At 68.6% G+C, this 23,777-nt stretch carries 23 protein-coding genes, 1 tRNA gene and 2 pseudogenes; 15 read left to right on the top strand and 11 right to left on the bottom strand.

Annotated elements, in window-relative coordinates:
• Positions 1-5 precede the first annotated feature (5 nt).
• Positions 6-155: a hypothetical protein gene (locus tag LGI35_RS43310; RefSeq protein WP_227299909.1), complete on the bottom strand. Its 150-nt coding sequence runs from the start codon at positions 153-155 to the stop codon at positions 6-8.
• Positions 156-396: 241 nt separating this feature from the next.
• Between LGI35_RS43310 and LGI35_RS43305 the strand changes: the two genes are divergently transcribed.
• The 4 genes from LGI35_RS43305 to LGI35_RS43290 all read left to right on the top strand — a co-directional run bounded on the left by LGI35_RS43305 (position 397) and on the right by LGI35_RS43290 (position 3,705).
• Complete coding sequence (locus LGI35_RS43305; protein WP_227299908.1) at positions 397-843, top strand: hypothetical protein; 447 nt, start codon at positions 397-399, stop codon at positions 841-843.
• A gap of 104 nt (positions 844-947) precedes the next feature.
• A complete protein-coding gene (locus LGI35_RS43300; RefSeq protein WP_227299907.1) occupies positions 948-1,865 on the top strand; it encodes a hypothetical protein in 918 nt (305 codons plus the stop codon).
• A gap of 115 nt (positions 1,866-1,980) precedes the next feature.
• Positions 1,981-3,186: a permease gene (locus LGI35_RS43295; protein WP_227299906.1), complete on the top strand. Its 1,206-nt coding sequence runs from the start codon at positions 1,981-1,983 to the stop codon at positions 3,184-3,186.
• An 84-nt stretch (positions 3,187-3,270) separates the two neighbouring features.
• Positions 3,271-3,705 carry a class I SAM-dependent methyltransferase gene (locus LGI35_RS43290; RefSeq protein WP_227299905.1) on the top strand — a complete coding sequence of 145 codons (435 nt, stop codon included), beginning with the start codon at positions 3,271-3,273 and terminating at the stop codon, positions 3,703-3,705.
• A gap of 421 nt (positions 3,706-4,126) precedes the next feature.
• Here the strand turns inward: LGI35_RS43290 and LGI35_RS43285 are convergent, their stop codons facing one another.
• The 3 genes from LGI35_RS43285 to LGI35_RS43275 form a co-directional block, all read right to left on the bottom strand.
• Positions 4,127-5,077 carry an SDR family NAD(P)-dependent oxidoreductase gene (locus tag LGI35_RS43285; RefSeq protein WP_227299904.1) on the bottom strand — a complete coding sequence of 317 codons (951 nt, stop codon included), beginning with the start codon at positions 5,075-5,077 and terminating at the stop codon, positions 4,127-4,129.
• 598 nt (positions 5,078-5,675) lie between these two features.
• Positions 5,676-6,881 carry a globin domain-containing protein gene (locus tag LGI35_RS43280; RefSeq protein ID WP_227299903.1) on the bottom strand — a complete coding sequence of 402 codons (1,206 nt, stop codon included), beginning with the start codon at positions 6,879-6,881 and terminating at the stop codon, positions 5,676-5,678.
• Positions 6,882-6,959: 78 nt separating this feature from the next.
• Positions 6,960-7,403, bottom strand: coding sequence for an RrF2 family transcriptional regulator (locus LGI35_RS43275; protein ID WP_227299902.1), 444 nt, complete (start codon positions 7,401-7,403; stop codon positions 6,960-6,962).
• Positions 7,404-7,702: 299 nt separating this feature from the next.
• Here LGI35_RS43275 and hchA point away from each other — a divergent pair, with 299 nt between their 5' ends.
• Entirely contained in the window at positions 7,703-8,584 is an 882-nt protein-coding gene (gene hchA / locus LGI35_RS43270) for a glyoxalase III HchA (protein WP_227299901.1), read from the top strand.
• Between the two features lie 791 nt (positions 8,585-9,375).
• Here hchA and LGI35_RS43265 read toward each other — a convergent pair.
• A pseudogene (locus tag LGI35_RS43265) lies at positions 9,376-9,572 on the bottom strand (TetR/AcrR family transcriptional regulator); the annotation flags it as partial.
• 336 nt (positions 9,573-9,908) lie between these two features.
• Between LGI35_RS43265 and LGI35_RS43260 the strand changes: the two are divergent.
• The 5 genes and pseudogenes from LGI35_RS43260 (at position 9,909) to LGI35_RS43240 (ending at position 13,752) form a co-directional block, all read left to right on the top strand.
• A complete protein-coding gene (locus LGI35_RS43260; protein WP_227299900.1) occupies positions 9,909-10,580 on the top strand; it encodes a DUF4097 family beta strand repeat-containing protein in 672 nt (223 codons plus the stop codon).
• A 30-nt stretch (positions 10,581-10,610) separates the two neighbouring features.
• Positions 10,611-11,582 (top strand): ATP-binding cassette domain-containing protein, encoded by a 972-nt coding sequence (locus LGI35_RS43255; protein ID WP_227299899.1) that lies wholly within the window; start codon positions 10,611-10,613, stop codon positions 11,580-11,582.
• A complete protein-coding gene (locus LGI35_RS43250; RefSeq protein ID WP_227299898.1) occupies positions 11,579-12,370 on the top strand; it encodes an ABC transporter permease in 792 nt (263 codons plus the stop codon). Before LGI35_RS43255 ends, LGI35_RS43250 begins: the two co-directional genes overlap by 4 nt.
• Before the next feature lie 382 nt (positions 12,371-12,752).
• Positions 12,753-12,830: pseudogene (locus LGI35_RS43245) on the top strand (ATP-binding protein); the annotation flags it as partial.
• A gap of 382 nt (positions 12,831-13,212) precedes the next feature.
• Positions 13,213-13,752: an adenylyl-sulfate kinase gene (locus tag LGI35_RS43240; protein WP_227299897.1), complete on the top strand. Its 540-nt coding sequence runs from the start codon at positions 13,213-13,215 to the stop codon at positions 13,750-13,752.
• Positions 13,753-14,148: 396 nt separating this feature from the next.
• Here the strand turns inward: LGI35_RS43240 and LGI35_RS43235 are convergent.
• A tRNA-Arg gene (locus LGI35_RS43235) sits at positions 14,149-14,224 on the bottom strand.
• Between the two features lie 442 nt (positions 14,225-14,666).
• Here LGI35_RS43235 and LGI35_RS43230 point away from each other — a divergent pair.
• On the top strand, positions 14,667-15,533 hold the full coding sequence (locus LGI35_RS43230) for a hypothetical protein (RefSeq protein WP_227299896.1): 867 nt from the start codon (positions 14,667-14,669) through the stop codon (positions 15,531-15,533).
• 133 nt (positions 15,534-15,666) lie between these two features.
• On the opposite strand, the gene LGI35_RS43225 is transcribed toward LGI35_RS43230, so the two are convergent.
• The 5 genes from LGI35_RS43225 to LGI35_RS43200 all read right to left on the bottom strand — a co-directional run bounded on the left by LGI35_RS43225 (position 15,667) and on the right by LGI35_RS43200 (position 18,634).
• Positions 15,667-16,065 (bottom strand): EamA family transporter, encoded by a 399-nt coding sequence (locus tag LGI35_RS43225; protein WP_423835764.1) that lies wholly within the window; start codon positions 16,063-16,065, stop codon positions 15,667-15,669.
• Between the two features lie 26 nt (positions 16,066-16,091).
• On the bottom strand, positions 16,092-16,421 hold the full coding sequence (locus LGI35_RS43220; RefSeq protein WP_227292464.1) for a hypothetical protein: 330 nt from the start codon (positions 16,419-16,421) through the stop codon (positions 16,092-16,094).
• A gap of 74 nt (positions 16,422-16,495) precedes the next feature.
• Positions 16,496-17,365 (bottom strand): IS5 family transposase, encoded by an 870-nt coding sequence (locus tag LGI35_RS43215; RefSeq protein ID WP_227292466.1) that lies wholly within the window; start codon positions 17,363-17,365, stop codon positions 16,496-16,498.
• Between the two features lie 10 nt (positions 17,366-17,375).
• Positions 17,376-18,035, bottom strand: coding sequence for a DMT family transporter (locus LGI35_RS46250; protein ID WP_264484710.1), 660 nt, complete (start codon positions 18,033-18,035; stop codon positions 17,376-17,378).
• Positions 18,032-18,634 (bottom strand): TetR/AcrR family transcriptional regulator, encoded by a 603-nt coding sequence (locus LGI35_RS43200; RefSeq protein ID WP_227299895.1) that lies wholly within the window; start codon positions 18,632-18,634, stop codon positions 18,032-18,034. The genes LGI35_RS46250 and LGI35_RS43200 overlap by 4 nt, the downstream gene beginning before the upstream one ends.
• An 840-nt stretch (positions 18,635-19,474) precedes the next feature.
• Here LGI35_RS43200 and ltnD point away from each other — a divergent pair.
• The 4 genes from ltnD to LGI35_RS43180 all read left to right on the top strand — a co-directional run bounded on the left by ltnD (position 19,475) and on the right by LGI35_RS43180 (position 23,764).
• Positions 19,475-20,413 (top strand): L-threonate dehydrogenase, encoded by a 939-nt coding sequence (gene ltnD / locus LGI35_RS43195; protein WP_227299894.1) that lies wholly within the window; start codon positions 19,475-19,477, stop codon positions 20,411-20,413.
• Position 20,414: 1 nt separating this feature from the next.
• Positions 20,415-21,698 (top strand): 3-oxo-tetronate kinase, encoded by a 1,284-nt coding sequence (otnK, locus tag LGI35_RS43190; RefSeq protein WP_227299893.1) that lies wholly within the window; start codon positions 20,415-20,417, stop codon positions 21,696-21,698.
• Positions 21,695-22,390: a class II aldolase/adducin family protein gene (locus LGI35_RS43185; protein ID WP_227299892.1), complete on the top strand. Its 696-nt coding sequence runs from the start codon at positions 21,695-21,697 to the stop codon at positions 22,388-22,390. The genes otnK and LGI35_RS43185 overlap by 4 nt, the downstream gene beginning before the upstream one ends.
• A 66-nt stretch (positions 22,391-22,456) precedes the next feature.
• On the top strand, positions 22,457-23,764 hold the full coding sequence (locus tag LGI35_RS43180) for an MFS transporter (protein ID WP_227299891.1): 1,308 nt from the start codon (positions 22,457-22,459) through the stop codon (positions 23,762-23,764).
• Positions 23,765-23,777 lie beyond the last annotated feature (13 nt).

Below are 23,777 nucleotides of genomic sequence, written 5' to 3'. Positions count from 1 at the left end.
GTACGTCACCCGAAGACGTCGTCCGTCCGCCGGTAGGCCGACCCGGTGTGGCCGGGGAGCCAGGCGCGCAGGGTCGCCGGGTTGTGCAGGCCGTTCTGGAAGCTGACCACGCCGGGGCGAGATGCGGGGCGAGGGCCGGCCTTGGCTGCGGCCACGTTCCCGTCATATACGGGGGCTGTGACCTGCGGGTCAGGCCGTCTCATGGCGATGTCCACGTTCCTGTCTCAGCACGACACCCGGGCAGTTCGCGCCACCTCGCGCCTTGACCTGCGTGAGGTCGGACCGGCGCACGGGCTTGTCGCCCCCCGGGAGCCGGCATCTGGCCGAGACAGCGATACCCTCCCCAGGTATGGTCGGCTAATACGCGCAACGCGAGAAGGAAGAAGGAGCATCGCCGTGAACAGCACGCACGCAGGCCGGCAGGGCATCGCCCGCCTGTCGGCAGTGTGCGCGGTGCTGCTGGGTCTGTTCTTCATGCACGGCGCACCGGCCACCGCCGCGGAGGGGTGCCACGGCACCATGCCCGCGATCGCGGCCTCCCAGATGACCGGCGGTCACGACGCCGCCATCATGACCCCGCCCCATGCGCCGGCCGCGCACGATCGCGGCCCCGCTGTCCAGGCCACTGCCGCACCGGGGATGCCCGGAGCTCTGTGCGTCTCGACCCCGGCCCACGAGCGGATCCCCCTGCCCGCGCCCGGCATGCTCACCTTGGCGGGCGCAGCGGCGCTCGCGTTGTGGACCCTGCTCCGGCTGCGGGCAGCGGTCGGCGGGACGTGGTGGCGCGGACCACCAGAGGGTGGACGAGACCTCCTGATGAAGGTGTGTATCGCGCGGACGTGACGACGCGCGCCGGACCCCGGTCACAGGCCGGGACCGGCACCGTGTCCTGCTCGTTTCCGCGCGCCACCGGTGTGGTGCGCCCACCTGGAAAGACCCCGACTGCGATGACCACCTCCTCCCGATTCACCGCGCGCCGCCGTAGCCTCGCGGCAGCCGGCGCCGCAACCGCTCTCGCGCTGACGCTGGCCGCCTGCGGCTCCTCCAGCAATTCCTCGTCCATGCCCGGCATGGACCACGGCGCCACGTCCTCCGCGTCCTCCTCGCCCAGCGCATCGCCGGCCGACATGCCCGGCATGGACATGGCCGGCGGCAACGGCCTGTCCGACACCCAGGACGGCTACCGCCTCACCTCCAAGGAGGCGACCCTGCCGTCCGGCAAGCAGACCACCTACCGGTTCACGGTTACGGGCCCGGACAGGAAGCCGGTTACCGACTTCGCCCTCGACCAGACCAAGCGGATGCACTTCTACGCCATCCGGTCCGACCTGACCGGCTTCCAGCACATCCACCCCGCCCTGGCCGCTGGCGGCGTCTGGAGTGCGGACCTGGCCTCTCTGGCACCCGGCTCCTGGCGCCTGTTCGCTTCCTTCACCCCCGATGCCGGGTCCGGCAAGGGAAAGGACTTCGTGCTGTCGCGCACCCTTACCGTGCCCGGCAACGCTACGAAGACCGCGCTGCCCGCCGCTACCACCACCGCCGAGGTCGACGGGTACACCGTCACGGTCAAGGGCAACCCCATGGCGGGGATGGCGCACCCGCTGACCGTCTCCGTGTCCAAGCACGGCAAGCCCGTCACCGACCTGCAGCCGTACCTGGACACCTACGCCCACCTGACCGCCTTCCACGAAGGCGACGCCGCATTCGCCCACCTCCACCCGACCACCAAGGTGACCGGCGACCACGGCGGTCCCGACCTCGCCTTCCACGCCGAACTGCCCACCTCCGGCAACTGGCGGCTCTTCCTGCAATTCAAGACCGGCGGCACGCTCCACACCGCTGCCCTGACCCTGCGCGTGGGCTGACCCCGGCGGGGCGCGGCCGCATGGGGCGGCGCCCCGCACCCGGCCTGGCGGACCCGCTCCCCTCTTGGGCGTGTCCGCCGGCCATACGTCGCGCTGTGCGAGGAAGGCTGCACAGATGCACGCCGTACTGCACGCACTGTCGATCACCGGATCCATGACCTGGGAGATCACCTGGGCCCTGATCCTGGGCTTCGCCCTGTCCGCCGTCGTCCAAGCCGTGGTCCGCAAGTCCACCATCGTCTCCCTGCTCGGCGACGACCGCGTCCGCACCCTCGCCGTCGCCGCGGGCCTGGGCGCGGCGTCCTCGTCCTGCTCCTACGCCGCGGTGGCGCTGGCCCGTTCCCTGTTCCGTAAGGGCGCGAACTTCACCGCCGCGATGGCCTTCGAGATCGCCTCCACCAACCTCGTCATCGAGCTCGGCGTCATCCTCGCGTTGCTCATGGGCTGGCAGTTCACCGCAGCCGAATTCGTCGGCGGCCCCATCATGATCATCCTGCTGGCTGTCCTGTTCCGGCTGTTCCTGCGCGAAAAGCTCCTGCGCCAAGCCCGCGAGCAGGCGGAGCGGGGGCTGGCCGGGTCGATGGAGGGCCATGCCGCGATGGATATGTCCGTCCAGCGCGAAGGCTCCTTCACCCGGCGCCTGCTCTCCCGCGAGGGCTTCACCGCCACGAGCCACGTGTTCGTCATGGAGTGGGCGGCGATCCTGCGCGACCTGGTCGTCGGCCTGCTCATCGCCGGCGCCATCGCCGCCTGGGTGCCGGACGCGTTCTGGCGCACCTTCTTCTTCGACGGCCACCCGCTCGCCTCCAAGCTGTGGGGGCCCGTCGTCGGCCCGCTCGTGGCGATCGCCTCGTTCGTCTGCTCCATCGGCAACGTGCCGCTGGCCGTGGTGCTGTGGAAGGGAGGCATCAGCTTCGGCGGCGTGGTGGCGTTCATCTTCGCCGACCTGCTGATCCTGCCGATTCTCAACATCTACCGGAAGTACTACGGCACCAAGATGGCCGCTTTCCTCCTCGGCACCTTCTACCCCGCGATGGTCTTCGCCGGATATTTCGTCGAGTTCGTCTTCGGCGGCCTGGGCCTGATCCCTGACCAGGCCGAGGCGGAGGTCCCTATGGAAGGCATCAGCTGGGACTACACCACGTGGCTCAACATCGCTTTCCTCATCCTCGCCGTCGTGCTCCTGGTGCGCTTCTGGCGGACCGGCGGGCTGTCCATGCTGCGCATGATGGGCGGCTCGCCCGACACCGGTCACGACCGCGCCAACAGCAGGCAGCACGGGCCTCAAGCCAGGGACACCCACGGCGGACACACCCACTGAGAGGGCGGCCCTCCACCCGGGGGTGGAGGGCTCATTCCGCCCCCGGGCCGATCTGCGAGAACCACAGACATGCTGGAGTCTTGCGTGACTGCCACCTTGCCGCGCGTTCTGCCGAGCCCGGACGACAAACCCCTCCCGCCGCCCGGCACTGCTGCCGCCTTCCGGACCTTCGCCCAGGACCTGGCTACGAGCCGACGGCCCTGGACACCAGAGACAGCTCAGTTCATCGCCGAACAGTTCGACCGACTCGCCGCAGAGTGGGACGCCAACCGCGCCACCGGCCGCGACGAACCTGTGCGCGACGCCCTTGCCCGCGGCGGACCTCTGCGCCAGGGCCCCTGTCTCGAACTCGGCTCGGGCACCGGCCTGTTCACCCCCGTTCTCGAAGCAGCCTTCCCACGGGTGATCAGCATCGCCTGGCGCCTGGCAGGCAACCGAGTCCGAAGCCGGCTGGGGCAGCTGGGCTGTTCTGCACAGAACGCGAGGCGGAATGGCGAAGTTCGAGGAACCGCACGATGACGATGGCCCAGGCGAAAGCGCCTCACCGGGCTAAACGGACGGGCGCTCACGTCGCATGCACCAGAACAGACGCCGCGGGCGTGTCTGTTCGCCTTTGCCTCTGGGGCTCGCCCGAACGGCAGCCCGGCGGCTTCGCCACGCTGAGGATCTTGTCGCCAGGCTCCCACGACTTGGAGTCGGAGCAGAGGTCGTGAACAGATTCGGCGCTGGGCCAGGTGGCGACCGCGAGGATCACCGAGGTGGTGACGGCGAGTGTGGGGTGGCGGCCGAGAGGTGGGGCGAGCAGGGCGGCGACGCGGCGGGGAACGGGGCCCGCAGCGGTGCTGAGGTAGCTGAACGAAATGATCGCCCAGTGGGATCTGCACGGCCGACCCCGGAGGGTCGGTTCGCGGCCGCGGACTGTCGACGAGTACTTCGACATCTATCGGAAGCCGAGGTGCGGATCGGTGCCGGCCAGCTCACCGCTGGCGGCCCACAGACGAGCAGCGATTGCCGGATCGGCCATATGAGAGGGGACGGGCTCACACCGTGGTGTGCCACGCAGGCCGAAGAACCTCGGCCCCCACAGCTGCCCTCCCTGTACCCCCGCGTCGAGGACGGCACGGACGACGGGCCATGCTCCGGCGTCCTTGCCCTGCACCAAGAGTCCGGCGGGCAAGGCGCGCAGTCGCTCGGCGGGGATGCTCACGCGTACCGGCGGACGGGACGGGGTGAGGGAGTCCAGTGCGCCGCCGGGGTGGGCCACCACACTGAGCACGGTGCTGCCGACGGCTCGCAGGCGGCGATCGAGTTCGAAGCCGAAGCACATCTGCGCCAGCTTCGACCGGCCGTAGGTGCGCTTGGGCCGGTAAACCTGGGTCGACTGCAGATCGTCCAGGTCCAGTCGCTCGGACCGCGCCGCGAAGCTTCCCACCGTCACGATGCGGCCCGCCGGCGCCGCTGACAGCAGGGGGGCCAGCTGCTGGGTGAGCGTGAAGTGGCCGAGGTGGTTGGTGCCGAACATCAGCTCGTAGCCGTCCTCGGTCTCCCGACGTGGCGGGGCGTCGAGCGCGACCCCTGCGTTGCAGACCACTGCGTCGAGCTGGTCGAGGTTCAGCCCGTCCACGGCGGTCTTCAGGGACGACAAGGCGGCGAGGTCCAGTTGAAGGTGCCGCACGTGCGCGCCGGAGACGCGCGAGCGGATCGAGGCCATGGCGGCGTCCGCCTTCGCGGCGTTCCGGCTGCCGAGCACCACGACGGCTCCAGTGGCGGCGAGCTGCTCCGCGACGAAGTAGCCGATCCCGGCGTTGCCTCCGGTGACCAGGAAAGTTCTACCCTCGGCAGACGGCAGCCGGTGAACGTCCCACGGCCGGCCCTGGGATGCGAAAGACACGATGACAGGCTCCTTGCGCTCGGGCAGCGTGCTCATGGCGAGCACCAACCCGCCCAACGTCGCAGCCTTCTCCGACACATCGCCGACAGATCACGGTCATCGCCGACAAGCCTCCGACGCCCCTCCGGACAGTTGCAAAGAGTATGAAGGCCGCTACACCACGCCTGGCGCAGAACTGAGCGTGAGCCCTGCCAGGTGAAGCACTCAGTGATCAACTCGGGGGCTCAGTCACGCTGATTGATCACAATCGGACACGGTTCCTAGTCGCGGCGGACCACCAAGACCGCAGCGTCGTCGTCGAGGTTGTCGGAGGCGTAGGCCGGCAGGTCGGTCCCGAGGTGGCCGATCAGCTCGCCCGGGGATGCGGCCGCGAAGGGCTCGATGCGTTCGGCAGGGCTGTCTGGGCTTACCGCACCATCTCGGGACCGTGGCCGCGGCGGCCTGACGCCCGCACCCTCCAGGAGGAGTTGGCGCGGGCAAACTGCGGTCCGGTGGAACAGATCTTCCGGTCCTCGTGGCGCCGACGGGCAGCGAGCCGGCGTGTCCCCGGGGGTTCGCAGAAGAAAGCGAGCGGCGAGGTGCCGTGCCCCGGTGGCGGTCAGGCGGCGGCGAGCCACAGGTCCGGCCCAAAGACTTCGTAGTGGATGTCGGCGGCCGCGACGCCCCGGTCGAGCAACTGCCCGCGCACCGCGCGCATGAAGGGGAGCGGACCACAGAGGTAGGCGCGCGTGCCGGGTGCGATCGGTACGTCCGTAAGGTCGACCTGGCCGGTGCGGTGCCCGTCGCCGGCGTGTCCGTCGGCGGCGTGCTCGTACCAGAAGTGCGCGGTGGCGTCCGGGAGTTTGGCCGTCAGCGCCTCGTGCTCGGTGCGCAGCGCGTGCGTGTCGGGCGAACGGTCCGCGTGCACGACCGTGACAGGTCCTGCGTGACCGATGGCCGTGAGCTGCTCCAGCATGGCGAGCATGGGCGTGCAGCCGATGCCGGCCGACGCCAGCAGCAGCGGGGCCTCGTCGGCCGCGAGGACCAGATCGCCGTACGGGGCCGAGACGCGCAGCCGGTCTCCTTCGCGGACGTGCGCGTGCAGATGGCGCGAGACCTCGCCGTCGGGGGTCCCGGCGGCTCCGTGCACCCGCTTCACCGCGATCGAACGGGTCGTGGCAGACGGTGCGCCGGTGAGGCTGTACTGGCGTATCTGCCGTGCTCCGTCAGCGAGTTGAACCTGAACGGAGACATACTGCCCGGCCTTGAACGCGGGCGCGGGTCGGCCGTCGCCGGGCCGAAGGGCGAACGCGGCGACGTCGGCGGTCGCGTCGGTGCGGGCAATGACCTCCCACTCCCGCCACACGTTTGCGTCGACGACACCGGCTTCCGCGTACAGGCGTTCCTCGATCGTGGTGAGCGCGTTCGCCATCAGCCAGTACACCTCGTCCCAAGCCTGGGCCACCTCGGGTGTCACCGCGTCGCCGAGGACCTCGGCGATGGCGGCGAAGAGGTGCTCGTGCACGGTCGAGTACTGGTCGGCCCGTACGCCGAGGGACGCGTGCTTGTGAGCGATACGGTGCAGCATCACGTCGGGCCGGTCGTCGGGGTGGTCCACCAGGTAGGTGGCGAAGGCCGCGATGGAGCCGGCGAGGGCCTGGCGCTGGGCGCCGGCGGCCTGGTTGCCGCGATTGAACAGGTCGCGCAGAAGCTCCGGGTGGGCGGCGAACAGCCGCTCGTAGAAGCGTCCCGTGATGTCCTCGATGGCGGCGCCGACGGCGGGGAGTGTGGCGCGGACGATCACGGCCGACTGGTCGGTGAGCATCAGCAGATCTCCTTAATATGCATTTGAGAGTCGTATTTAAGGGTGCGGGGAAGGCGAGATGGTGCGGGGGCAGAGTGGTCAGTCGACCTCGAGGGTGGGAGAAAGGGTGACGAGCAGCGGTCCGGTCGGAGCCTGGACGAGATCACTCAGCGTCAAGGGATCCAGGGACGCGAAGAACGCCTCCTGCGCCTGGCGCAGCGCACCGCGGAGTCGGCATGCCGCGCGCAGCGGGCACGGCGTGGTGCCGTCACAGTCCACGACGTCACCCGCACCCTCGAGCTCCCTCACCAGCGCACCGATCGACGCCCCGCGCCCGATGGCGGTGAGGGCGAGCCCGCCGCCTCGCCCGCGCCGGGCCTCGATCAGGCCAAGGTGCTGCAGCTTGGCCACGGCCTTCGCAGCGTGGGTGTACGGGACCGCCATGGCGGCTGCGACCTCGCGCGTGGTGGGCTGGTCCCCCTCCTCGACCGCGAGGCGCATCAGTACGCGCAGCGACAGATCCGTGAATCGTGTCAGCCTCATGAGCGCAGAGTATAAATCTTGCACTTGAGATGCAAGTTATGCCGCAGGTGCCCGGTGCGGATGCGAAGGGAGAGAGCGAGGCGCTCCCACCCGTTGCCGCAGCGGGCGGGGGCGGCCTCACTGAATGGACCACGGCTCGGCAAGATCCACCTGCCGGGCCGATTCGGGCGCGTTAGCATCATCACGGACGTTCTGGAAGGGGATGCCGATTTCGCCCCCTGATTCCCGCCCCGTCGGTGATGCACCTGTCGAACGGCCATTGCCGAGACTTCAGCCCGTCATGAAAGCAGGTTGTCAGCATGTCATCTGACACAGGCGATTTGAGCAGGGCTCCGACACCGGATCCGGCCGAAGACAACGCGTTCTTCCCCTCACCATTTTCACTGAGTCAGTACACCGCCCCGAAGACCAACTTCGACGGAGTGCAACACAAGGGCGCCTACACCGGGGGAAAGTGGAAGGTGCTCATGATCGCGGCCGCGGAACGCTACGTTCTGACACAGAACGGAAAGATGTTCTCCACCGGCAATCATCCGGTCGAGATGCTTCTTCCCGCTCACCACTTGATGGAAGCGGGCTTCAACGTCGACGTCGCCACCGTGGGAGGCTACCCGGCGAAGCTGGAACTGTGGGCCATGCCGGAAGAGGACGAAGCGGTCCGGGCAACGTACGAGGCGCTCAAGCCGAAGCTGAAGCAGCCCAAGGACCTTGCCGACGTCGTCGCCGACGATCTTGGTGAGGAATCGGACTACATCGCCGTCTTCATCCCGGGCGGACACGGGGCCGTGGTCGGTCTGCCGACCAGCGAGGACGTCACGAAAACGCTCGACTGGGCTCTGGGCAACGACAAGTTCGTCATCACTTTGTGTCATGGGCCGGCCTCACTGCTGGCCGCCTCGCTGGGCAAGGACGAGTCGCCGTTCAGGGGGTACGAGGTCTGTGTCTTCCCCGACTCGCTCGACGAGGGACCCAATCTCGACATCGGCTACCTTCCCGGCCGGTTGCAGTGGCTGGTCGCCGGACTACTCCGAGAGCAAGGAGTGAACGTCATCAACGATGACATGACCGGCAAGACGCACCGGGACCGCAAGCTCCTCACGGGCGACAGCCCCCTCGCCTCTCACGGCCTCGGTCTGCTCGCAGCGGACGCACTCGTCGAAGAGGTTCAGAACCAGGGCTGAGACCTCGCCGGTTCGAACAGCTTGCATCGCGAACGTGGGAATGCTCCCGTCCACGATCGCAGGGTGGGGCTTTGGATAGAAAACGGCGATGCGCCCGCTGTCACCACGTCAGGGGCCACAGCAGCCGAGCCTGACGCAAGGTGGACGGCCCTCGACAGTCCAGGCAGGGGGCCGGCGCCTCCGACTCAACGATCGAAGAGCTGGCCTGCCGGCCGATCTCACGCCTGCTCGGCGCGAGTCAGGCAATGCGCCGCGAGACCGAGACCCTGCCGCTCGCCGTGGCACAGAACTCGGTGGTCAATCGGCTCATCGACGGCCCACGGAAGGTCGCCGAGCCGGCTCGCGCCGAAGGGGTGCGGTTGCCGAGCATGACCCAGGTCGTGGGCCGGATGGAGAAGGCCGGCAGGGTCACCTGTAGCTGCGAGAACAGACGCGGAACCTACGTTGTGATCACCGAGTCGGGCCGGGCCCTCGCGCGGGATGTCCGCCATGCGGATCGCGGCCCCGGCGTCCAGACCGGCCGGGCTGCCCGAAGGCGACATCGCCACACTTCGCGGCGCCCCGCCGTCGCTCGACCCACTCCGGGCCCGCCGACGCCGCTCGCTGAGCGGTGCGCACCTGGTCACGGGGTCGTTCGAACTTTGACGACGCTCAATACGTCACCAATAGGTCACCTCGCATAGACGGCGAGGCCAGGTTCAGTGGATGGATTCGAGTCATCGAGAGGTCCCGGAATACCGGGGTTCATTGGACACCTGCCGCCCCTGTCGTCATTCCAATCTTGCCGACACTCAGGGGTCCGTCCAGACCGGCCGTCGCTGCACGGCGTCGGGGATGACCGCCGCCACGAGCTTGTTGACGGCTGCCGTGGTCGGCGGGCCGGAGTCGCGGTCTGCGAATAAGAGATGCCCGCCACCGACCAGATGAGGGTGAGTGCGTCGATGTCGGCACCGGCTGCGATGCGGCCCAGTTCACGCTCGTACAGCAGTTTGGAGTTCATCGGTACCCGTCGCCTGCACCACGCTGTGGCTGAGTAAGTCTGTCTTCTGGCATTCCCCTTTCCCTGCGCCAGCTCCGACCTCCCCTGACTCGCGCCCGACGTCCGGCCTTCGCGTCCGGGATCGCACCGGTCGACATAGCGTTCACTCCCATTTCATTGCAACAACCAGAGGTGCTGCCTGTTGCGTTAGGGTCCAGACCATTGCAATGAAATCCCTGCAACTACCTGCAGCTATAGGGTTCTTGCATAGGAAGGCTGTTGCTCGATCCTTGAATGCAACGTAGCGTTTCACCCATCAGAAACAACGGATTCAAGGAGCACACCATGCAGAAGTTCGACACCCCCTCCCCCATCACCGCCGTCCTGGACATCCCCGCCGGACGCATCCAGTTCATCGCCGCCGACCGCACCGACACATGCGTCGAGATCCTGCCCGCCGACAAGTCCAAGACCCGCGACATCAAGGCCGCCGAACAGGTCACGGTCGCCTACGCCGACGGAGTCCTGCGCATCGAGGCAGCCGCCGCGAAGAACCGGATCCTCGGCAACTCCGGATCCGTCGAAGTCACCGTCCAACTGCCCGCCGGCTCCCGCGTCGAGGCGAAGACCGCCGCCGCCGAACTGCGGGGCGTGGGACGCCTCGGCAACGTCACCTTCGACGGCGCGCAGGGACCGGTCAAGCTCGACGAGACCGCGAGCGCCCGCCTCACCCTCCAGGCCGGCGACATCCTCGTCGGCCGCCTGACCGGCCCCGCACACATCAGCACCCAAAAGGGCGACCTGAACATCGCCGAAGCCACGAGCGGGACGGTCGAACTGCGCACCGAGTCCGGTGACATCACCATCGGCGCCGCCCACGGCACCTCCGCCACCCTCGACGCCGGCACCACCTACGGACGCATCCACAACACCCTGAAGAACACCGACGGCGCCAACGCCGGCCTCAACATCCAGGCCACCACCGCCCACGGCGACATCACCGCCCGCAGCCTCTAACCCACCCCCAGTCTCTGAGGAGCAGTCAGCATGACAAACCTGGCCATCGCGGCGAACGGGCTGCGCAAGTCCTACGGCGACAAGACCGTCCTCGACGGCATCGACCTGGCCGTCCCCGAGGGAACCATCTTCGCCCTGCTCGGCCCGAACGGCGCCGGCAAGACCACCGCAGTCAAGATCCTTTCCACCCTCCTCTCCCCCGGCCCTGGCACCGGCGAGATCCACGTAGGCGGACACAACCTCGCGACCAAGGCGCACGCGGTCCGGGCTGCGATCGGTGTCACCGGGCAGTTCTCCGCCGTCGACGGCCTGATCACCGGCGAGGAGAACATGCTCCTCATGGCCGACCTGCACCACCTGCCCAAACCTGAAGGGCGGCGCGTCGCAGCCGAGTTGCTGGAACGGTTCGACCTCACCGACGCCGCGAAGAAACCCGCCTCCACCTACTCCGGCGGCATGAAACGCCGCCTCGACATCGCCATGACGCTGGTCGGCAACCCGCGGATCATCTTCCTCGACGAACCGACCACCGGCCTCGACCCCCGCGCCCGGCACAACATGTGGGGCATCATCCGCGAACTGGTCTCCGACGGTGTCACCGTCTTCCTCACCACCCAGTACCTCGACGAGGCCGACGAACTCGCCGACCGCATCGCCGTCCTCAACAACGGCACGATCGCCGCCGAAGGCAGCGCCGAGGAACTCAAGCGGCTCATCCCCGGCGGACACATCCGACTCCGGTTCACCGACCCCGACGCCTACCAGTCCGCCGCCCTCACACTGCACGAGGCCCACCGCGACGACGAGTCCCTCACCCTGCAGATCCCCAGCGACGGCAGCCAGCGCGAACTGCGCTCCCTCCTCGACCACCTGGACTCCGCCGGCATCGAGGCCGACGAACTGACCGTCCACACGCCCGACCTCGACGACGTGTTCTTCGCCCTCACCGGCAACACCGGCATCCCCAACCAGCCCAACCAGCCCAAGGAGGAAGCCCGATGAGCTCCCTGTCCCTCGCCGTACGCGACTCGTCCACGATGCTGCGCCGCAACCTCCTGCACGCCCGGCGCTACCCCTCGCTCACCCTCAACCTGCTGCTCACCCCGATCATGCTGCTCCTGCTCTTCGTCTACATCTTCGGCGACGTGATGAGCGCCGGCATCGGCGGCACCGGCGCCGACCGCTCCGTCTACATCGCCTACATCGTCCCCGGCCTGCTCCTGATGACGATCGGCTCCACCACCATCGGAACCGCCGTCTCCGTCTCCAACGACATGACCGAAGGGATCATCGCCCGCTTCCGCACGATGGCGATCCACCGCGGATCGGTGCTCATCGGGCACGTCATCGGAAGCGTGCTGCAATGCATCGCGAGCGTGGTGCTGGTGAGTGCTGTCGCCGTGGCGATCGGGTTCCGCTCCACGGACGCCACCGCCCTTGAATGGATCGCCGCGTTCGGGCTACTCGTGCTGTTCGCGACGGCGCTCACCTGGATCGCCGTCGGCATGGGACTGATCAGCCCCAACGCCGAAGCCGCCAGCAACAACGCCATGCCCCTCATCCTGCTGCCCCTGCTGTCCAGCGCCTTCATCCCCACCGACACCATGCCCGGCTGGTTCCAGCCCATCGCCGAATACCAGCCCTTCACCCCCGCCATCGAAACCCTCCGCGGACTCCTCCTCGGCACCGAGATCGGCAACAACGGCTGGCTCACCATCGCCTGGAGCCTCGGCCTGACCATCCTCGGCTACTACTGGTCCAAAGCGAAGTTCAACGACGACCCGAAGTAGCCCGCATGACCACGCGGACCCCACCCGCAAATCCCGCACCCGCACCACCCCGTGACGGCAACACAACCCCTACCGCACCACCCCGTGGCGGCGCACCCCGACATCACGTCGGAGTACGCCGCCACACCCGTATCCCCTCAACACCCCGTCAGGGGTGCGCCCGCAGGTCGCTCCCCTAACTGCCCACCACCGCCCGGCACACGCACGCATGGCCAGTCCCACACTGAGACCCACGGCCAGGAGCGTGAGATCCCTCAAACCGGTTCCCTCAGCAGCCGGTCCAGCTCGTAGCCGGCGTCGTCGTACCCGGAGTCGGCAGCGTCCTGCAGTGCATCGCCAGCGTCATCCTCGTCGGTGCGGTCGCCGTGGCCATCAGCTTCAGCTGCACACCGAGGCCGAAGTCATCGACACCACGCATCTGACACCCGACCAGGCCGCCGAGCAGATCGCAGCCGCCGTCATAGGACGACTCCTCATCCGCTCTGACAGAGCGCGCGGGCGTCGGTGGGTCCTCGTGGACGTCGGCGGGTCCTCGTCAGCCAGATCGTCGCGCAGGTTGCGCAGGTAGTCGTCCAGGCTGTGGCAGACAGCCACCGGGCCGCAGTTGCAGCGGGCCAGGGCGGAACGGATCTCCTGCTCGATCTCGTCCGGGCGGCCATCAGTGGTGCCGCGGTGATGGTGTACTCGGCGGCTGCGCAGTCGTTCGTGGTGCCCGCTTCGCCGGACAACTCACCGAGTCAGTGCTGAGTTTCACCGCTTCGTCGGTGCGGCTGTGCCGCAATTCGCGAGCCATGCCCTGTTCTGTATCTCAGTGATTTCGGGTGAGCCCTACGATCTGTGGCATGCCGCCTGACGCTCGCCCAGTCCCCCGCGCTCTGCTGATCACCGGCACCGTCGGTGCCGGCAAGACCTCAGTAGCCGAGGCAATAGGTGCCCTGCTCACCAACGCGGAGATCCCCAGCGCCGTGATGGATCTCGATTGCTTGCGCCGGTCCTGGCCGACGCCCGCAGCTGATCGCTTCAACGTCGGCATGCTGTTGCGGAACCTACGCTGCGTGGCGGGCAACTATCTCGACGCCGGCGCGACCCGGCTTGTCCTCGCCGGGGTGGCCGAAAGCCAGGCCGATCGCGACCACTACGAGGAAGCAGTCGGCATTGACCTCTCTGTGTGTCGCCTACGAGTCCACCTGCCCACAGTGCATCAGCGCCTCGCCCATCGCCATGGCGACGACCACGACGGGCTGCGCTGGCATCTGAAGCGTTCGGGTGAACTCGACCGAATTCTCGATCAGGCCGAGGTCGAGGACTTCACCATCGATGCCAGCAAGAAATCCATCACGGCAACTGCCATGGCCGTGCTGCAGACAGCGAACTGGCTCTGACCTCCACAAGGCAGCCATCGGCTGACGGTGCCGCCCACAGACCCGGCTCAATGAGCCTCGCGCCCCAAGCGCCAACAGCTCTGTGGCGAGTATTGCGTCCACTGGTGGAGGGGTGACTTTCCTGCGACGTTGCTCTTCGGTTCGGCGCGGGCGCTGCGCCGCGGACTCTGCGAACAGGAGGAGTCAATCGGAATGCCCGCCATGCCGCGGCAGGCAACTCCCCTGTCCACCGGTCCCGCTGGACTGAGGTGGTGAGCAGCGTTCACGGCCCTGTCGCTGGTCTATCGCTTCAGCGCGCAACGACGACAGAGAGCGGGACCCGGTGAGACTGGTTCCCGCTCTCCGATCTCGGCATCCGCCCTGGTCAGCACTGGATTTCTGCTGATCCTGGGCGAGTGCCCCGGCAGGAGTCGAACCTGCGCACAGGGCTCCGGAAGCCCGTGAAACAACGGCTTCTGTACTGGTCTGAGGCGCATCGAGGTTCCCACCTTCACGTCTTCAGCAGGGGATCGCTGCTTGAGAAGCTGATAGCGGCGGCGCCCGGTTCCCAGTGCTCGCTCACGCGGTACGGCTCAAGCAACGGCCACAGTGGCACTCGAGCACAGGTCCCGACAGGCCCCTGCAACGGTGTCGGCTTGAGGCCGCACTGATCCCGGTCTGAAGTCTTCGGTCAGGGAAGCTGGGCACAAGTCACAGGGCGGGGCGCCGGATTGAGCTGTACGGGCTAGTCCGAGATGCCTCCTGTCGGCCGTCGGACGGAAACGGCTCCACCGTCCGAGCGACATCGTTCTCCATCCCATAACCGGCGCGCGTCGACAGGGGCAACCTCAACACCACTCCCCGAGATATGGCGCCGTGCATTCGGCGCCGGGAGCACTATGCGGACCCGGGACTTCCGAAGGAGCCACCTCTTCATGTTCAGTCGTAAGCCGTCGGCACTCGTTGCGCAGGCGATGTGTGTCGGAGCCCTCGCGTCGGTCGTCGCCACCGCCACTCCTGCATCGGCACAGTCGATCGTCCCGTGCAGTGAGAGTGCCCTGTCCACCGCCATCGGCACCGCCTCAGCGGGCGAAAGTCTGGTGCTGGCACGGGGCTGTACCTATTCGCTCCACGCACCGCTGCCGCCCATCCAGACGACGCTCACCATCGTCGGCCGGAACACCACCATCACCCGCGCCTCCGGGGCAGGCAGCTTCGGTATTCTCTCCGTCGCCGCCAGTGGAAACCTCTCGCTCACGAACACCACCATCACCAACGGTGACGCGCCCGACTTCGGGGGCGGCATCGCGAACCACGGCAGGCTGACCGTGACCGGCAGCAACATCCACGACAACCACGCCAACTTCTCGGGGGGAATCGGCGGCGGTTCGGGGACCTTCACGCGGATCGTGAACTCCTCCATCGTGCACAACACCGCCAACGTGAACGGCGGCGGCCTCGCCAACGACGGAGATATGACCATCGTCAACAGCCGCATCACCGACAACACGGCCACGAGCGGTGTCGGAGGTGGCCTGGCCAACGACGGCACGCTGCGGATCGTCAGCTCTGACGTCAATGTGAACCACGCTCCTGGGAACCGAGCCGGAGGCGTCGCCAACGTCGGCGGCGGCACCACGAGCATCACGTCCAGCAACGTCAACAACAACACAGCCGCGGTCGCCCCCGGCGGCATCCTCAACAGCGGCGGCAGCGTCACTCTGATCGCAACCCGCGTCAGGAATAACACGCCCACCAACTGCACCGGCAGCGACATCACCATCCCGAACTGCGCGGGCTGACGTCGCAAAGGATTCCCCTGCCGCGGTGTGGTGCCGCCCGTCGGCTGCCACGCGGGCACGAAGGCCCCGGACCACGATTGGTCCGGGGCCTTTTCCCTTATGCCGGCGGGAGTCGAGCCTGCGGCACCTGCCTTTAGGTCGGGTAATGCGTTCGGTGTTCACCTCCATGGATAACATCTGCCGTCTGCCCGGGAGGACTGTCGTAGTGGTCCACAGGGTTGTTGCGCGGCCGTCCGCGTGTGTGGCGGGTGGGTGTGGAGGTGGTGAGGACGGCGAGGCAGGCGATGACGAGGACGATGCCCAACCATCCGGCCGGGGGCAGGAGTTCGCCGACGACCAGGACGGCGAGGACAGCAGCGACGGCCGGTTCGAGCAGGGACAGGGTGGTCGCGGTACTGGCGGGTACGTGGGCGAGGCCCCAGCCGAACAGGACGTACCCGGCGAGCATGGGGACGAGCGCCATGTAGGTGCCGACGGCTGCGTTGGGCCAGGAGGCGAGGAGCGGGGCGCCCGTGGCGAGGAGGACGGGCACCAGGAGTAGTCCGCCTAGGCCGTGTTTTAGAAGTCGCTGATCTGCTTGGTCGGCTGTCCGGCGAGGTTGCGGGCGGCCATCCAGATGGTGAGGTCGTTCGAGATCCTGTCGATACTGGTGTCGGTGGTGACCTCGTGCTCGCGGCGGGTGGTGTCACGGCGGACGACCTCATAACCGCCCTCGTCCAGGACGGCGACTGAGGCGAACCAAGCCGGGTCGTCTTCGTCGGGCTGGATGACGACGAAGGTGTTGTCCGCGTCGTTGAGGTCGTCGATCAGCATGAACACCGCGTCCTCGGACGGGTCGTCGATGTGGTCGCCGTTCTCGCTGTCGGCGCAGTAGTACCGAGCCCCCATCGGACCTGTCCCCTTCAACACGCAGAGCTGTGACCGCCGTCAGCATGGCATGCTGGGCCGACACCGTCGCCAGGTCACAGCCATTCGTTGATTGCGGCGATGTGGACGGTGGCTTCAAAGCGGACGGCGAGCTTGTCGAACCGCATGGCCACCGCCCGATTGCGCTTGAGCCGGTTAATGCCGCACTCGACCGCGTGCCGGGCCTTGTAATCCTCGCGATCGAAGGCCGGTGGGCGCCCGCCACTTGCCCCACGGCGCTTGCGGTGGCCGGCCTGGTCGGCCGGTTCCGGGATGGTGCAGCGGATCCCGCGCCTGCGGAGGTAGGCACGATTGGTGCGCGAGGAATAGGCCTTGTCGCCCCGCACCCGCAGCGGCCGTCTGCGGGGACGCCCGAGCCCCAGCCGGGGTATCCGGATTGCTTCCAGGACAGCCACGAATTGCGGGCTGTCGCCCGCCTGCCCGGCGGTGACCACAAGCGATAACGGCCGTTGGCCCTGTTCACAGGCCAGATGAATCTTGGTGGTCCAGCCGCCCCGGGACCGGCCCAAGCCGTGGTCGTCGGGCTCGGTCCGGATCCCGCCCGGCGGCTCCTTCTGGGCCTGCCCGTCCTTGCGGGCACCAGCCGCATGCTGATGAGCCCGGCAGATCGTGGAGTCGACGTTCACTTCCCACGTGATCAGCCCGGCCGCATCGGCACGAGCCTGCAAACCGGTCAGCACCGCCGACCACACACCATCTCGCTGCCAGCGACGAAAGAGCCCATAGACCGTCTGCCACGGCCCGTACTCCACAGGCAGATCCCGCCAGGGAGCACCGGTTCGCACCCGCCAGCGGATTCCGTCGATCAGCTTCCGCCGACAGACTGAGGGTCTGCCGACCACCGCGACCGGCAACAGCGGCTCCAGCACTGTCCACTGGCCATCTGAGAGATCCCCACGCCCCACACCGAGATCATCACGGCACGAGGCGTGGCCACGAAGCCAGTTCTAAAACATTCCCTAGTCCGAAGACGGCGCCCATCGCCGCCCGGGAGGGGATCTGGCGGGTGATGAGCCGGTGCGCGGCCCAGGAGTAGAGGGCGTATGTGGCGGCGGCGGCCAGGCCGAGGCCGATGCCGAGGAACGTGCCGGCCAGGGAGGTTCGGCTGGTGCCGTCGGTGGCGTGGGTGGCCTCGGCGATGCACAGCAGGGCGGTGCCGAGGAGGCCGAGTGAGGCGGCCAGTGTCCAGCGGCGGGTGAGTCGGCGGCCGTCTATGACACGCTCGATCAGGGACGATGCCAGCGGGGCGGTGCCGATCGAGACGACGGTGCCGACGGCGACTCCGGCCAGGTGCATGGAGCTGTAGAACGCCAGGGGGTAGACCGCCACCGAGACGGCGCCCAGCACGATGGTGCCGCGCTGGTCGCGTAGCCGGGACGCGTGGGCGGCGATCTGCGGGGCGGCGATCAGGGCCTGGAGGAGTCCTCCCAGGCCCATGGCGACGGCGCCGATGGCGAGTGGGCCGACGTCCGGGGCGAACGTGGCGGCTGTGCCGGTCGTCCCCCACAGCAGGGAGGCGGCGAGCACGCACAGGGCCCCTATTTTTGCGGACCGGCCGCGGTCGGTGCCCTTCACAACCGGTCCAGCAGGGCCTCGGCCATCGAGCGGGCGTGCTGGATCCGCTCGCCGTCGCCCTCGAGGCCGGCGCGGGCCATTGCGCCCTCCAGCAGGAAGGAGAGATGCTCAGCCGTCGCGCGGGCCTCGTCGGGTCTGCCGGGAAGCAGCTGCTCCAGGTGGTTGGCGATCAGGTGCTCGACCTGCTCCTTGTGTGCGCGGACCACGGTCCGGCCCTCGTCGCCGGCAGGCAGCTCAGCGGCGGCGTTGAGGAGACCGCAACCGCGGAAGCCGTGCTCGTAGGCGGAGCCCGCGTGGTCGCCGTACGCGTCGAAGACCGCGAGTGCTCCCTCACGGGGGCCGTCGGCGTACTCAAGGCGTGCTCGGTACAGGCCGAGCCACTCCTCGTGGCGGGCGTCCAGGTAGGCGCGGACCAGGTCGGCTTTGGACGAGAAGTTGTTGTAGAGGCTCATCTTCGCCACGCCGGCCTCTGCCGTGATCGTGTCGATACCGGTCGCCGCCACGCCGTCGGCGTAGAAGCGCCGGGCGGCCGCCTCCAGGAGCCGTTCCCGGGCCGGCCGCCGCCTGCGCCCCGTCACGTCCGTATCAGTCTCACTCATCGGCGTCCAAACTAGGTAGGTAGGTCTACCTAGACTAGCCGACTTGGATGGATGCCGCGCCGGTCGTGAGCGTTGGATGCCGGGGCGGGACGGTGGCGCGATGGCGATGCCTGCCGGAGTCGCGAACCACGTGCTGCCACATTTCGCGAGCGGAGCCTGACGTGCCCGCCTTGATTGGCGGCCGGCGCGCTATCGGCTCACGCAATCCTCGATCCGGCACGCGTCCGGGAGTCGGCGCTCGGGTCCAACTCCCCGACCGGGTAAGGGGCGTGGGGGTGCGGACGCCGCATGCTTCCCCCGTTCGCCGTGCGCGAGCCGGTCCCGGGACGTGTCCTGGCACCGTGGCCTGCGGGTGGCCCGCGCCGCAGGCGGTGGACGGCGGCGCATGAGACAGGCACGCGAACCATGCGGCGTGCTCACGACCGCAGATCGGGCACAACGGTGCGACCCGGCGGCACGGCTGCTGCAGGACACCGTGTCGGCAAGCCGCTCGGCAAGCGCGAGGCCCCGTGAACGACGGCGGCGCGACTACGTCCCGCCGAGATCCGTCGCGCCGGGGCGTCGCCATATGTGCCCGATGGCACGGTCAGCCGAGTCGCTTCAGCCCGAGGCGCGTGCCGCCGTCGGGGGACGCGCGGAAGGTGCGAGGAAAGCGACGACCAGCGTGATGCGGCCGGGGCGCCGCAGCCGAACCCAGCAGGGGCGGCACCTCGGAGTGTGACGGGCATCACTCTGTACTCCAGCACATCCGCAGGTCATCATATGACCCGATCGCTGCTTGCTACTGGAGCAGCACGTCGACGCGTACCAGTCGACGAGTCAACGATGACGAGGGCGGACATGAACGACCAGCAGCGGCCGAAGCCGCCGCGTGTGGGCGTGGTGGGGCTCGGGGCCATGGGCCTCGGTATGGCCCGAAGCCTGCGCACGGCCGGATACGACGTGGGGGTCCACGACCTGCGACCGGAGGTGGCCGCCGACTTCGCCCGCGACGGCGGGACGGCGTTCGCCTCCCCCGCCGAGCTGGCGGCCGACGTGGACATCCTGATCGGTGTCGTGGTCAACGCGGCGCAGGTCGAGTCGGTCCTCTTCGGAGACGGCGGGGCGGCCGAGCAGCTGCGCCCCGGTTCCGTCTACGTGATGTGCTCCACGGTCGACCCGGACTGGTCCGCCGAGCTGGAGGGCCGTCTGAGCGAGCGGGGCGTGCTCTACCTGGACGCACCCATCTCCGGCGGCGCCGTCCGCGCGGCCGCCGGTGAGCTGACGATGATGACGTCGGGCTGCCCCGCTGCGTACGCCGTCGCCGACCCGGTGCTCGATGCGATGAGCGCCACCGTGTACCGTCTCGGCGACCACGCCGGTCTTGGCTCGAAGGTCAAGATCGTGAATCAGCTGCTCGCGGGCGTACACATCGCTGCGGCGGCCGAGGCGATGGCTCTGGGGATCAAGGCCGGCGTTCCGGCTGAGGCGCTCTACGAGGTCATCACGCACAGCGCCGGCAACTCATGGATGTTCGAGAACCGTATGGCGCATGTGCTGGCGGGCGACTACACGCCACTGTCCGCCGTCGACATCTTCGTCAAGGACCTGGGGCTCGTGCTGGACTCGGCCCGGCCGCAGAAGTTCCCGCTGCCGCTGTCAGCCACCGCCCACCAGATGTTCCTGCAGGCGTCCGCCTCGGGGCTCGGCCGTGAGGACGACAGCGCGGTCATCAAGATCTTCCCCGGCATCGACCTGCCGCAGCCCGTGAACCAGCCCCAGCCCAAGAAGGAGGACTGACGTGAGCGTCCGCCTCGGGTGCATCGCCGACGACTTCACCGGCGCCACCGACCTGGCCAACAACCTGGTGCGCGCGGGAATGCGCGTGGTCCAGCTGATCGACGTCCCGGCCGAGGGCACTGATCCCGCGGCCGACGCGGACGCGGTGGTCATCGCCCTCAAGTCGCGTACGGTCCCGGCGGCCGAGGCCGTCGAGGCGTCCCTTCGTGCCCTTGAGTGGCTGCGCGCCGCGGGCGCCGAGCAGATCTACTTCAAGTACTGCTCCACCTTCGACTCGACGCCGGCCGGCAACATCGGCCAGGTCACCGAGGCCCTGATGGACGCGCTCGGCACCGATTTCACCGTCGCGACGCCCGCGTTCCCCGACAACGGGCGCACCGTCTTCAAGGGCCACCTGTTCGTCGGCGACGTCCTGCTCGGCGAGTCCAGCATGCGACACCACCCGCTCACGCCGATGACCGACTCCAACCTGGTGTCCGTGCTCGACGCGCAGACGACGCGGCCGGTCGGTCTCATCGACCACAAGGCCGTGGCGCAAGGCGCTGACGCGGTCCGGGCCCGGATCGCGCAGCTGCGGGCACAGGGCGTCGGCGCCGCGATCGTCGACGCCGTGTCCAATGACGATCTCGTACGGCTCGGTGCGGCGGTCAAGGACCTGCCCCTGGTGACCGCCGGTTCGGGGCTGGCGATCGGGCTGCCCGCGAACTGGGGGTTCGAACCGTCCCCGGACGCTGCCCAGCTGCCGCCTGCCTCCGGCCTGCAGGCTGTCGTCGCCGGTTCGGTGTCCGCCGCCACGAACGGCCAGGTGCGGGAGTTCCTCAGCGCCGGGCGCCCCGCGTTCAGCGTCGACCCCCTGCGGATCGCCGCCGGCGAGGACGTCGCCGCCCAGGCGCTCGCCTTCGCCGACAAGCACCTCGCCGACGGGCCCGTGCTCGTCTACTCGACCGGGTCGCCGGACGCGGTCCGCTCGGTGCAGGGACAGCTCGGCGCCGCCGAGGCAGGTGAGCTGGTCGAGCGGACACTCGCCCGCGTCGCCCAGGGACTCGTCGAGCGCGGGGTGCGGCAGCTCGTGGTAGCGGGCGGCGAGACCTCGGGCGCCGTCGTGCAGGCGCTCGGCCTCACGGGCCTGCGCATCGGTGGGCAGATCGACCCGGGTGTCCCGTGGTGCGCGGCGACCCTGCCCGGCGGCGACGACACCCTCCACATCACGCTCAAGTCGGGCAACTTCGGCGGTCCGGACTTCTTCACCGCGGCCTTCACCCGCCTGACCGAGGAATCCCAGTGACCCAGGACCACAAGTCACAGGACATCGACACGGCCGCCGACTTCGCACGCGCCGAGATCGTCCGCGTCGGCACGAGCCTGTTCGCACGCGGCTACGTCCACGCCAGCGCCGGCAACATCAGCGCGAAGCTCGACGACGGCCAAGGGCACCTGATCACGCCGACCGACGCGGCCCTCGGTTTCCTCGACGCCGGGCGGCTCGCCCGGGTCGACGGAGACGGCCGGCAGATCGCGGGCGACCGCGCCAGCAAGACGCTCACGCTGCACCGGCGCATCTACGCGGCCGACCCCACCGCCCGGTTCGTCATCCACACCCACTCCACACACCTGGTCGCGCTGACGCTGGCCGGCGTGTGGCAGCAGGACGACGTGCTCCCGCCCCTCACCCCGTACTACGTGATGAAGGTGGGCCACGTCCCGCTGGTCCCCTACCACCGGCCCGGTGACCCGCGCGTCGCCGACCTGGTCACCGAACGGATCAGCTCCCGTGCGGCGAACGGCACTCCCATCCGGGCGGTGCTGCTCGACCGGCTCGGCCCCGTCGTCTGGGGCCCCGACGCCGCCTCCGCACTGGCCGTACTCGAAGAGCTGGAGGAGACCGCACGCCTCTGGCTGACGACCGGCCGCAAGCCGGAGCCGCTGACCGGCGACGCCATCGCCGAACTGAGGACCGCCTTCGGCGCCTCCTGGTAGAACCCCGCTCCCCCTCCCGTCCCCATCCGCTCGAGAACCACTGAGCCGCACGAGGAAGTGCCCCTCATGTCCACGACCGTGACAACGACCGACAGTCCCGAACTCGCGCGCGAAAACGCCGTGTTCCGCAAGGTCATCCGGCGCATCGTCCCCTTCCTGATCCTCTGTTACGTCGTCTCGTACCTCGACCGGGTCAACGTCGGCTTCGCCAAGCTGCAGATGTCCGAGGACCTCGGCTTCAGCGAGGCGGCGTACGGCCTCGGCGCCGGCCTGTTCTTCATCGGCTACTTCCTGTTCGAAGTCCCCTCGAACCTCATGCTGCAGAAGATCGGCGCCCGCACCTGGATCGCCCGCATCATGATCAGCTGGGGCGTGGTCTCTGCGTTGTTCGTCTTCGTCAGCAACGAGGTGACGTTCTACGCACTCCGGTTCCTGCTCGGCGCCGCCGAGGCCGGGTTCTACCCGGGCGTGATCCTCTACTGCACGTACTGGTTCCCGTCCGCCCGGCGGGCCCGGGTGATCGCGCTGTTCATGTCGGCCATCCCCGTGGCGGGCATCTTCGGCAACCCGCTCTCGGGCTGGATCATGGACGTCTTCGAGGGCACCGGCGGCTGGAACGGCTGGCAGTGGCTGTTCCTCATCGAGGCGCTGCCCGCCATCGCCGTCGGCGTCATCACGCTGTTCTACCTGGACAACAGCGTGCGCGACGCGAAGTGGCTGAACGACGACGAGAAGACCGTCATCGAGCGAGCTCTCGCCGAGGACACCAAGCACCACACCGAGCACGGCAAGACGTGGGACGCGTTCCGCGACCCCAAGGTGTGGCTGATGTGCCTCATCTACTTCTTCTTCGTGATGGGCCAGTACGCGCTCACGTTCTGGATGCCGACCTTCGTCGAGTCCACCGGCATCGAGGGCGGCTTCGCGATCGGCGCGCTGAGCGCCGTGCCCTACCTGGCCGCGCTCGTCGCGATGAACCTCTTCGGACGCTCCGCCGACAAGCGACGCGAGCGCCGCTGGCACCTGGTCATCCCGAGCCTGATGGGCGCCGTCGGCTTCTCCCTGGCCGCGAGCTGGACCGGGTCGACCGCGCTGTCCCTGATCGCGCTCTCGATCGCCGCCGCGGGCGTGCTGACCTGCGCACCCCTGTTCTGGTCGCTGCCGACCGCCTTCCTCAGCGGCACCGCGGCCGCCGCCGGGCTCGCCGTCATCAACTCGGTGGGCAACCTGGCCGGCTTCGTCAGCCCGTACATGATCGGCTCGCTCAAGGACGCCACCGACTCGACGGCGATACCGATGTACGTCCTGGCGCTGGGCCTGGTCATCGGCGCCGCGGCCGTCCTCGCCACCAAGAAGAGCGTCGTCAACCGCTGACCGAACCGGTCTC

The sequence above is a fragment of the Streptomyces longhuiensis genome (assembly GCF_020616555.1).
Lineage (GTDB): Bacteria > Actinomycetota > Actinomycetes > Streptomycetales > Streptomycetaceae > Streptomyces > Streptomyces longhuiensis.
This window is presented reverse-complemented; position numbering and strand designations above follow the sequence as displayed.